At 67.3% G+C, this 11,276-nt stretch carries 8 protein-coding genes; 4 read left to right on the top strand and 4 right to left on the bottom strand.

Annotated elements, in window-relative coordinates:
- The 4 genes from ACYX7E_RS07105 to ACYX7E_RS07090 all read left to right on the top strand — a co-directional run.
- Positions 1 to 2,116: diguanylate cyclase (locus ACYX7E_RS07105; RefSeq protein WP_462079860.1), on the top strand; the 2,116-nt coding region annotated here is incomplete at its 5' end.
- An 81-nt stretch (positions 2,117 to 2,197) separates the two neighbouring features.
- The gene (locus ACYX7E_RS07100; RefSeq protein ID WP_462079859.1) at positions 2,198 to 3,202 is read left to right on the top strand and encodes a DMT family transporter; all 1,005 of its coding nucleotides are present in this window, start codon (positions 2,198 to 2,200) and stop codon (positions 3,200 to 3,202) included.
- Positions 3,203 to 3,293: 91 nt separating this feature from the next.
- Complete coding sequence (gene msrA / locus ACYX7E_RS07095; protein WP_462079858.1) at positions 3,294 to 3,947, top strand: peptide-methionine (S)-S-oxide reductase MsrA; 654 nt, start codon at positions 3,294 to 3,296, stop codon at positions 3,945 to 3,947.
- Positions 3,948 to 4,416: 469 nt separating this feature from the next.
- On the top strand, positions 4,417 to 6,990 hold the full coding sequence (locus ACYX7E_RS07090) for a TonB-dependent receptor (protein WP_462079857.1): 2,574 nt from the start codon (positions 4,417 to 4,419) through the stop codon (positions 6,988 to 6,990).
- A gap of 66 nt (positions 6,991 to 7,056) precedes the next feature.
- On the opposite strand, the gene rnk is transcribed toward ACYX7E_RS07090, so the two are convergent.
- The 4 genes from rnk to ahpC form a co-directional block, all read right to left on the bottom strand.
- Positions 7,057 to 7,452, bottom strand: coding sequence for a nucleoside diphosphate kinase regulator (rnk, locus tag ACYX7E_RS07085; protein ID WP_462079856.1), 396 nt, complete (start codon positions 7,450 to 7,452; stop codon positions 7,057 to 7,059).
- A gap of 154 nt (positions 7,453 to 7,606) precedes the next feature.
- The gene (locus ACYX7E_RS07080; protein ID WP_462079855.1) at positions 7,607 to 8,560 is read right to left on the bottom strand and encodes a LysR substrate-binding domain-containing protein; all 954 of its coding nucleotides are present in this window, start codon (positions 8,558 to 8,560) and stop codon (positions 7,607 to 7,609) included.
- Between the two features lie 20 nt (positions 8,561 to 8,580).
- Positions 8,581 to 10,173 carry an alkyl hydroperoxide reductase subunit F gene (ahpF, locus tag ACYX7E_RS07075; protein ID WP_462079854.1) on the bottom strand — a complete coding sequence of 531 codons (1,593 nt, stop codon included), beginning with the start codon at positions 10,171 to 10,173 and terminating at the stop codon, positions 8,581 to 8,583.
- A gap of 364 nt (positions 10,174 to 10,537) precedes the next feature.
- Positions 10,538 to 11,101 carry an alkyl hydroperoxide reductase subunit C gene (ahpC, locus tag ACYX7E_RS07070; RefSeq protein ID WP_462079853.1) on the bottom strand — a complete coding sequence of 188 codons (564 nt, stop codon included), beginning with the start codon at positions 11,099 to 11,101 and terminating at the stop codon, positions 10,538 to 10,540.
- Positions 11,102 to 11,276 lie beyond the last annotated feature (175 nt).

Below are 11,276 nucleotides of genomic sequence, written 5' to 3'. Positions count from 1 at the left end.
CTGTCTGGCGTTGCTGCTGGCGTTGTTCGCCGCCGCGGTGACCGGCAGCGTGCCCGCACCGGCCCCTGCCGTCCGCGTCGCGATGGCGCCGTTGCCGGCCGCCGTCAGTGGCGCGGCCAGCGACGAGGCCAGTGCGCTGCTGTCGTTCACCCTGCCCGAGTACGCCGATGACGGTGCGCGCTGGGTGGTCTGGCTGCCGCGTGATCCGGTGACCTCGGTCAGCCTCCGCCGCGCCGGCTGGCACAGCATGACGCGCGACTTCTTCCGTCCGGGAGCCGATGAAGGGCAGTTGCCCAATGGCTACCTGTTCCCGCTGCCGCTGTCCTGGCACGGCGACATCGCCATCGAGATGCATGTCGAGGGCGCGATCCGCGACGTGCTGCCGGCGCGGGTGGTGCGCGAGGACGAAGCGCTGCGCATGGAGCAGTACGGCGTGATGATCGCCGCGACCGTCTACGCCAGCCTGTTCACGATCGCATTGCTGGCGCTGGCGCTGTTCTGGGCCTCGCGCGACCGCGTGTTCCTGGCCATGTTCGGGCTGATGCTGTTCACCCTGCTGACGCTGTCGGCGTTGAACGGGCACCTGTACGCATTGCCGGGGCTGGGCGCGTTCTCGTTCTGGGGCGAGTTCGGGCTGTGGGCGATGATCCTGCTGTTCTCGGCCGCCTGGCTGCAGATGCTGTCGCGCTATGCCGGCTGGTCGGTGGCGGCGCCGGCGGCCAAGCGGATCGTCGACTGGCTGTGCGCGGGCCTTGCGGCTTTCGCGATGCTGAGCCTGTTGAATGTCGCGATGCTGGGGCCGTCGCTGCGCGCGATCACGACGGTGCTGTGGATGGCCTCGGTCGTCGTCAGCCTCGGCATCCTGGTCGATGCCGGTCGCCGCCGGATCGCGATGGCGTGGCCCTTGGCGGTGCTGGCGCTGCTGCTGGGCGTGGCCGCGACCTGGATGGTGTTCTCCGGACGCGGCGGCCACCACGATGCCTTCCTGCTGCGATACGGCTACCAGCTGTGCCTGGTGGCGAGTTCGGCGATTTTTGCCGTCGCACTGATCGACCGCATCGGCGAGTACCGCAACCAGCGCGATCGCGATCGCCTGGCGCGCGCCGACACCGAGCGCCGGATGCAGCGCGAAGCGGCGCGCTCCGACCTTGTCGCGGAACTGCAGACGCGCCTGCGCGCGCTGCCTGCCGGCGAGATCGAATGGAGCGGCTTCCAACTGCTGATCGAAAAACTGATGCCGCTGATGGCGGTCGAGAGCTGCGCGGTGATCACCCATGGCTATCACGGCCACGATGTGATCGTGGTTGAACCTGCGACCGTGCGCGACGAGATCGTCGGCGATACCGGCAAGCGCCACCTGGCGCTGAAGCGGCAGACCTCCAATGGCATCCCGCTGCAGCAGCCGGTGACCTCCGAGCGCGCGCACTCGGTGGTGGCGATGGAGGCGGTGATCCCGCTGCAGATCCGCTCGCCGGCCTGGGGCGTGCTGTTGCTGCGTCGCCCCGGTGCGGTCGGTTTCACTACCGAGGAACTGTCGCTGGCCGGCGAGTTCGCCCGCCTGACCCTGCTGCAGATCGACCAGGCCGTGGCCGCGATCAACCTGCGCCGCTCCGCCGAGGTCGATGCGCTGACCGGCAGCTTCAACCGGCGCACCATCGACCAGTGGCTGGTGCGTGCGTTTGCCGAGGCACAGCGCGACAACCATCCGGTGTCGGTGCTGTTCATCGATCTGGATCACTTCAAGTCGATCAACGACCGCCATGGCCACGCCTGCGGCGACTTCTGCCTGCGCAACGTCGCCGCGAGCCTGCGCGCCGCGTTGCCAGAAGGCGACATGCTCGGCCGCTATGGCGGCGAGGAATTCATCGTGGTGCTGCCGGGCCGTGGCGGCGCCGCCGCGCGCGAGATCGCAGAGCAGCTGCGCGCGGCCGTCGAGAACGGCGTCTACAACTGGCACGGACGCGCGATCGGCCTGACCGTCAGTGTCGGCGTCGCCACCCGGCGCGAAGGCGAGAGCTCGCCTGCGGCCGCGACCGAACGCGCGGACAAGGCGCTGTACGCGGCCAAACGTGCCGGCCGCAACTGCGTGCAGGTGGCCCCCGCCGTCTTCAGCTGACGCGCGTCGATCGCGCAGGGTGATCCCTGCGTGATCATGGCCGGCGGGTACACTGCCAGCCGCACACCAGGAAACGATCCAATGCGAGCTTCGCCACCCGCCAGCCGGGCGTTGGCATGGATGCTGATGGGGGCCGCATTGATCGGCACCAACGGCCTGATGGTGCAGATGGCCGGCACGCCGCCCACCGTCTCGGCGTTCTGGCGGATGATCTTCGCCGGTGGCATGTTGCTGGCCTACGTGCTGCTGGTGCAGGGCTGGCAGCGCCTGCGCCTGTCGGTCTGGCTGTGGTCGCTGCTGCCGGCCTGCGCCTTCGCGGTCGACCTGTGGCTGTGGCATCGCAGCATCCTGCTGGTGGGGCCGGGCCTGTCGACGTTGCTGGCGAATACGCAGGTGTTCTTCATGGCGATCGTCGGCATCTGGGCCTACGGCGAACGCGTGGGCCCGCGCTTCATCGGCGGCATCGTCTTGGCGTTCCTGGGCTTGTGGCTCTTGCTTGGTGGCGCCTGGGCCAGCCTGCCCGACGAGTACCGCTGGGGCGTCTGGCTCGGTCTGGCGACCGGCGTGTGCTACGCGATCTACAACGTCAGCCTGAAGCGCACGCAATTGCTGGCGCTGAGCGATGTTCAGCCCGGCTCACATGAGGCTGGCGAACAGCGGGCCGCCTCACAGCAGCCAGACCCACAGCAGCCAGACCCGCAGCGGGCCATCGCGCGCGATGCGCCGGTAGCGCAGGTGCTGGCGATCGTGTCGCTGGGCTGTGGCCTGGTGCTGGGGCTGCTGGGCAGCGTGGAAGGCGTGTCCTTCGCGATTCCCGATCTGCGCGCGCTGTCGTTCCTGCTGGTGCTGGCCGGCGTCGGCCACTGCCTGAGCTGGGTGCTGATCTCCAAGGCGATGGCGCAGCTGTCGGTGGCGATGATCGGGTTGCTGCTGCTGATCCAGCCGATCGTCGCCTTCCTGCTCGATGTCGCCCTGCTCGACAGGATCACCACCCCCCGCGAATGGCTGGGGCTCGCGGTCAGCCTGGCCGGCATCTTCCTGGCCAGCCTGAAGGGGCGGACCCGCATCCCGGAGCAGCCGGTCTGAGGATCGTCCCTCGCGTCCGGCGGGCGCGGCGCTTGATTGCGGGGGCATCCGGCTGCATATCCTTGGTCTCCCCAGCGATGCAGGTGTCGTGATGATCGGAATCGGAGCCTACGGCCAGCGCATGCCCGCGCCCGGAACCGCCTTGCCTGGCCGCGACCAGGCGGTACCGTTGTCCAACGTCCACGATGTCCTCGGCACGCCCCTGCGCGATGCGTTCGCCGGCATGGACCAGGTCGCGTTCGGCATGGGCTGCTTCTGGGGCGCGGAACGCAAGTTCTGGTCGCTGCCGGGCGTGTTCAGTACGTCGGTCGGTTATGCCGGTGGCGAGACGCCCAACCCGGGCTATCGTGAAGTGTGTTCCGGTCAGACTGGGCACAGCGAGGTCGTGCGGGTGGTGTTCGATCCCGCGAAGGTGTCGTTCGAGCGCCTGCTGGAGGTGTTCTGGGAGAACCACGACCCCACCCAGGGCATGCGCCAGGGCAACGATGTCGGCACCCAGTATCGCTCGGTGATCCATTGCAGCACGCAGGCACAGTACGACGCCGTGCTCGCGAGCCGCGATGCGTTCGCTGAGCGCCTGAGGGCCGCGGGCTATCCCGATATCAGTACCGAGATCGTGTTCCCGGCGCCGGCCTTCTACTACGCCGAAGAAGAACACCAGCAGTACCTGGCCAAGCATCCGCAGGGTTACTGCGGACTGGGCGGCACCGGCGTCAGCTGCCCGATCGGCGTGGCGACGGCGTAGCGCCGAGCCCCGACGTCGACGCGGTGCTGGCTGCGCGCGGAATTCCCGTCGTGATCGCGGCGGACATGCTTTTTTGCCGTTCACCCGTCGGTCCGTCGCTGATTTTTCCCATGCCGAGCCGTTGCGACAGGAGGGCCAGGGCGCAGAGGCTGCCTGCGCAGCCCAGGCATCACGCATCGCCGACTTTGCGGGCTTGACGGAAAACACGCGCTGAAACAGTCGTCTGTCGAGCGTTCGACGGGATCTGCGCCTGACGTGAAAGGGGCGCGAGCGGGCGCAGGCGATAGCGCCAGACACAGCATCCGCGCGCGGGCGGGTGCAGGGCGCGAGGCCTGCCGCCGATTGCCGCGCTAGCGCGGAGGGACGTCTCGGCTACAGGTCATTGCATCCCGCAAGACCATGGAACCCTGGGGAGGGTCGCTCGATGACAGATTCACTTGCCCGCTGTCTGCGTGTCGCATTGGCATGCATGGCGGCATCCGTACCCGCGATTGCGACCTGCCAGGCCGCGGACGTCACCCAGCAGCCCGCCGATCGCGTCATCGACGTCGACATTCCCTCACAGGCGCTGACCAGCGGCGTGCTCGCGCTGTCGCGACAGGCCGGTATCCAGGTGCTGATGCCGACGCTGTCGGTCGACCACCTGCGCACGCTGGGCGCGAAGGGGCAGATGCCGCTGCAGCAGGCCCTGTCGCGGTTGCTGGCCGGGACCGGCCTGTCGTTCCGCGTCGTCGACGCCAGGACGGTGACGATCTTCCTGGCCACGGCGTCGGGCGAAGGCGGTGGCCTGGGAAAGTCCCCGGACGCCCAGGACCGGCTGGACCGGCCCGGCGAGGCCGCCGACATGGGCCGTGTCATGGTCACCGCGACCCGCCGTGAAACCAGCCTGGCCGAAGTCCCCTACAACCTGCAGGTCATCAGCGGCTCGAAGCTCGAGGATATCGGGGCCAAGTCGGCGGCCGATTTCGTCCGCACCATCCCGGGCATGAGCGCGGTCGACTACGGCAAGCGCGGCGGCATCAGCATGGTGCTGCGGGGACTGCGCAACGGCGGCGAGGGCGGCGCCGGCATGGACCGCCGGACCACCTCGGTCTACATCGACGACATCGAGATTCCGTCGACGTTGAATCCCGCGATCGTCGACATCGACCATATCGAGGTGCTGCGCGGACCGCAGGGCACGCTGTACGGCAGCGGCGCGATCGGCGGCACCCTGCGCTACATCACCGTGGCGCCATCGCTGGATGCCGTGGAGGGGCGCGTGTCGGCGGAGATCGGCCGTACCCGCCATGGCGGGCTGAACCATGAGGTCGCCGCGATGGTCAACCTGCCGCTGGCGACCGACGTGGCCGCCATGCGCCTCAACGTGTCGCGCAGCGACAACTCGGGTTTCATCGAGAACGTGCGCCTGGGCGAGGACGGCATCAACTGGGATCGCAACCTGTCGGCGCGCCTTGGGTTGCTGGTCAAGCCGGGCGAACGCTTCGATGTCGCGCTGACCTATTACATGGATCGTTCCGATTTCGGCGTCGGCTCCAACATCGCCGAAGACATCGGTCCGTATGCCAACAGCTACTACTCCTCGGGTCGCTCCACGCGCGATACCGACCTGTTCGGGCTCGTCGCCAACCAGCGCTTCGAACACTTCACGCTGACATCGTCGACGTCGTACAAGAAGTATCGCTCGACCGGCAACGACGACATCACCTACGACATCCGCGACCTGATCTTCGCCAGCTTCCTCGCGCCGGAGGAACTGCCCGAGTTCACCGCCTATTCCGACGATCTGTGGACCGACGAGCGATGGACCCAGGAAGTCCGCCTGGTCTCCAGCGGCGACAGTCGCTGGAACTGGCTCGCAGGGGCCTACTGGACCAGCTCGACACTGGCCGAACGCCGCAACGAGTTCGTGCCGATCCCGTTTCCGGGACAGGCGGCGTTCGAGGAGAACGTCATCGGCGCCGCGATCAACGACGAGCGCGAGTACTACTTCCAGAGCGATACCAAGTACCGCCAGGTCGCGGCTTTCGGCGAGCTCGGCTACCAGATCACGCCGCGCTGGAACGCCTCCGTCGGCGGCCGCTGGTTCGAGTACCGCGCCAGCAACATCTTCTATGCCATCGACCAGTACTTCGGTCGCAATGCCCGCGATGCGCAGGGGCTGGGCCGGACCACGCCCTATGCGAACGAGTTCACCTACGGCAATGCCAACCAGTCCGGTTCCACCTTCCGCTTCAACACCTCGTTCAACCTGACCCCGGATCACCTGCTGTACGCGACGGTTGCCGAAGGATTCCGGCCGGGCGGCTACAACAACGTCAGCCCGAACACCGGCGTGGAGCCTGAGTATCGCCAGTACGCCCCGGACTCCATCCGCAGCTATGAGGTCGGCGCCAAGGGCGGGTTGCTGGATGGCAAGGCCTACTACAGTACCTCGGTGTACTACGTGGACTGGCAGGAAATGCAGACCACAGGATCGACGCCGCTGGGTTACAGCCTGATCATGAATGCAGGCAGCGCCTCATCGCGCGGCGTCGAGCTCGAAGTCGGCATGCGCGATCTGTGGACGCGGGGCCTGGATGTCGGGCTGACCTATGCGCACACCGACATGAGCCTCAGCGAACCGATCGCGAACCTCGGCCGCGCCGGCGATCACGCGCCGTACGTGCCGCGCAACAACGCATCGCTCAATACCGGCTACCGTTTCGATGTCGGCAGCAGCCTGCGCGCCTCGGTGAACCTGCTGGCGACCTACACCGGCGAGGTCGCCACCAGCTTCGGCGACATCGAGCCCGACGACGATGGCGTGCTGGCCCCCAATCCCTATTACCTGCGCCTCGACGACTACCTGCTGTTCGGTCTCAATGCGCAACTCAGCGGCATGGGCTGGAGCGTGCGCCTGGGGGGCAGCAATCTGTTCGACAAGCTTGCCGATGTGCGCAGGAGCCGGGCGATCGTCGAATCGCCGTACCGGGCGAGTTTCTACTCGCGGACCGTCAATCGCCCGCGCACCGTGACCCTGGGGTTCATCTACAACTTCTGAGATCCAGGGAGGCCTGGACGACAGGGGCCTGGATGACGCGCCGCGATGGCGGTCGCGCCCGTCGGATCAGTTGCGGATGGCGTCGACGCGCAGGCGCAGCGTGCGGCCGCCCGGGGCCAGCCAGTCGATGGCCTGGCCGATGGACAGTCCGAGCAGTGCGCTGCCGACCGGCGCCAGGACCGAGACCTTGCCGTCATCGACATTGGCGTCCTGCGGATAGACCAGCGTCAGCACGTGGCGCTCGCCGCCATTCTCGTCTTCGCATTCGACTACGGAATTCATCCGCACCACGTTCGCCGGAACCTTGTCGTCGGCGACCACGTCTGCGCGGGTCAGTTCGTCCAGCAGCGCCTGCGCGGCCGGATTGTTGCGTTGCTGCTGCGATTCCAGCATGGCTTCCAGACGCGCGGCGTCGGTGCTGGCGACAATGATCGATGGTGGCAGTCCGCTGCTCGTGTTCATCTGTTGCTCCCTGGATGCGCGCCCTTGCGCGCGTCGGATGTACGAAAAAAACGGGCGACGCATCGAAGGCGCCGCCCGCATCAGTAGTGGCCAATACCCTAGCGTTTCGCCCCAGCCGGTTCAAGAGGCCGGCGTGGCGCCGTTCCGGCGCTGCTCAGAGCATGTCGGGCGGGCTCTGGGCAGCGTGCGCCTGCCGGTCCAGCGGATGCGCCGACAGCAGGCCGGCAGGCAATGCGCGGAACTGCTGCGCGAGCTGCTGCAGGAATTCGCCCATCGCGCTGCTGCGCCGCCAGAACATCGCGATCCTGCGGCTTGGCTGCGGATCGTCGAACGCGATCAGGCGGATGTTGGCCGGATGCGCCACCGGCGGCCGCACCGCCAGCGCGGGCAGCAGGGTCACGCCGACGTTGGCGGCAACCATCTGCCGCAGCGTTTCCAGGCTGGTCGCGCGGAACTCGCTTTTCTCGTTGGCGCCGGCCAGGTGGCAGACCTCGAGCGTCTGCTGGCGCAGGCAATGGCCGTCTTCGAGCAGCAGCAGGTCGTGGCGGGCCAGGTCGTCGACGACCAGCGAACGCAGCTTCGCCAGCGGATGCTGGTCCGGCACGGCGAGCAGGAAGGGTTCCTCGAACAGGAACTCCGCATGCAACTGGTCGTCGTGCAGCGGCAATGCCAGCAGCGCGGCGTCGAGCCGGCCATCGCGCAGGCGCGCCAACAGCACATCGCTCTTTTCCTCGACCAGCAGCAGTTGCAGGTCCGGGAAGCTGTTACGGATGCCGGGGATCACATGTGGCAGCAGGTAGGGACCCAGCGTCGGGAACATGCCCAGCCGCACCGTGCCCGCTTCCGGGCTCTGGCTGCGGCGCGCGGCTTCCTTCATCTGTTCCACGTCGGAGACGATCCGGCGCGCACGCTCGGCGATGTCGATGCCGATCGGCGTCAGCATCACCTTGCGCGGCGCGCGCTCGACCAGCGCCACGCCCAGTTCGTCCTCGAGCTTGCGGATCTGCGTCGACAGTGTCGGCTGGCTGACGAAGCTGGCCGCGGCCGCGCGTCCGAAATGCCGGTGGTCCGCGAGTGCGATCAGGTATTTCAGGTCGCGGATGTTCATCGGCGGTCGGTTCCCCCCGCTTACGCGGCCTGGGCCTCTGCCGGCGCCTGTGCGGGCGCCGAGGTACGGATCAGGTGGTCGAACGCGGCCAGTGCGGCCTTCGAACCTTCGCCCATCGCGATGACGATCTGTTTGTAGGGCACGGTGGTGGCATCGCCCGCGGCGAACACGCCCGGCAACGAGGTCTGGCCACGGTCGTCGACGATGATCTCGCCGCGCGGCGACAACGCCAGCATGCCCTTGAGCCATTCGGTATTGGGAAGCAGGCCGATCTGCACGAACACCCCCTCCAGCTCCACGCGGTGCACATCGCCACCGACGCGGTCCCTGTAGACCAGCCCGGTGACGCGCTTGCCATCGCCCAGCACTTCCGTGGTCTGCGCCGAGACGACGATACGCACGTTGGGCAGGCTGCGCAGCTTGCGCTGCAGCACCTCGTCGGCACGCAGCCTGTCGTCGAACTCGATCAGGGTGACGTGCGCCACGATGCCGGCCAGGTCGATCGCGGCCTCGACGCCGGAGTTGCCGCCGCCGATCACCGCAACGCGCTTGCCCTTGAACAGCGGGCCATCGCAATGCGGGCAGTAGGCCACGCCCTTGTTGCGGTACGCGTCCTCGCCGGGCACGCCCATCTGGCGCCAGCGTGCGCCGGTGGACAGGATCACGGTCTTGCTCTTCAGTGTCGCGCCACTGCCGAGGGTGATACCGACCAGGCCGTCGTCTCCGGCCGGGAGCAGGGCCTCGGCGCGCTGCAGGTCCATGATGTCGACGTCGTACTGGCGCACGTGCTGCTCCAGTGCCGCGGCCAGTTTCGGGCCTTCGGTCTCCTGCACGGAAATGAAGTTCTCGATCGACATCGTGTCCAGCACCTGGCCGCCGAAGCGTTCGGAGGCGACGCCGGTGCGGATGCCCTTGCGCGCGGCATAGATCGCCGCCGCCGCGCCGGCTGGGCCGCCGCCGACGACGAGCACGTCGAACGCCGCCTTGTCGCGCAGCTTCTCGGCTTCGCGCTTGCTGGCGCCGGTGTCGATCTTGGCGACGATCTGCTCCAGCGTCATCCGGCCCTGGTCGAAGACCTCGCCATTGAGGAAGACCGTGGGCACCGACATGATCTGGCGGGCTTCGACTTCTTCCTGGAACAGCGCGCCGTCGATGGCGACGTGCTCGATGTTGGGGTTCAGCACCGCCGCAAGGTTCAGGGCCTGTACCACGTCGGGGCAGTTCTGGCAGCTCAGCGAGAAATAGGTCTCGAACCGGAACCTGCCTTCCAGCTGGCGGACCTGTTCCAGCGTCTCCTGCGCGGTCTTGGACGGGTGTCCGCCGACCTGCAGCAGGGCCAGCACCAGCGACGTGAACTCATGTCCCATCGGCAGGCCGGCGAAGCGCAGGTGGATGTCGTGGCCGGGCGAGGTCAGCGCGAACGAAGGCTTGCGCTCGTCGTCGTCGCGGCGCACTTCGACCGAGATCCGGTCGGTCAGCGAACGGATGTCCTCGACCAGCTCCAGCAGCTCGCGCGATTTCTCGCCATCGTCGACCGACGCGATGATCGTCACCGGGCGCACCAGTTTTTCCAGGTAGGCCTTGAGTTGGGTCTGCAGTTGGGTGTCGAGCATGGGGGACTCCAGCGGGGGCAGGAAAGCGGGACGGGGGAGAGCAGGGCGGCGCGCCTGCGTGGGAGCGAACCGGAACCGGCGCGATGGGCGTGGCGGCCATGGCGTTGGGGAGGGACAGTGCGATGGCGGGCGGGGCCGTGTCGCACCGGTTCCGGTTCGCTCCCGCTCCGCACGATGCGGAGCGGGGCGAGGAAATGCGGGTGGCAGGGCGTCCGGGACGCCGTGCGGGCAGGCCTGCCAGGGCGGGCCTTGCCAGGGTCCGGGCCTGATCGGTCAGGCCTGATCGGTCCGGCCTGGTGCATCGGGTGAAACGATCCGACCCCGGGACGAGGGTCGGATCCTGGTACCTGACGCGGGGGGCTGCTTAGATCTTGCCGACCAGGTCCAGCGACGGCGCGAGGGTCTTCTCGCCTTCCTTCCACTTGGCCGGGCAGACTTCGTTCGGATGCGCAGCCACGTACTGGGCGGCCTTGAGCTTGCGCAGCGTCTCGGAGATGTCGCGGGCGATCGCGTTGTCGTGGATTTCCAGCGTCTTGATCACGCCTTCGGGGTTGATGATGAAGGTGCCGCGCAGCGCCAGGCCTTCCTCGGCGATGTGCACGCCGAACGCCTGGGTCAGCTGGTGGGTCGGGTCGCCGACCAGCGGGAACTGCGCCTTGCCGACCGCGGGCGAGGTTTCGTGCCACACCTTGTGCGAGAAGTGGGTGTCGGTGGTGACGATGTAGACCTCGGCGCCGGCCTTCTGGAACTCGGCGTAGTTGTCGGCCGCGTCCTCGACTTCGGTCGGGCAGTTGAAGGTGAAGGCGGCCGGCATGAAGATCAGCACGGACCACTTGCCTTTCAGGCTGGCATCGGAGACTTCGACGAACTCGCCGTTCTGGTAGGCGGTGGTCTTGAACGGCTTGACGGTGGTGTTGATCAGCGACATGGGCGAAACATCCTTGGGTTCAGGGGGCATGTAAGTCAGGAACTTGGATCGTGAAGCTGGGGGTCGTGAACAGGGCGACCGGAGGGGTGGCCTGCGACACGAGGAATATTAGGCTTTATCTATCATTAGTAGAAATTGATTGTACGCATTCTATCAATATATAAAAACTATCAAT

The sequence above is a fragment of the Luteimonas sp. RIT-PG2_3 genome, from assembly GCF_054902115.1.
This window is presented reverse-complemented; position numbering and strand designations above follow the sequence as displayed.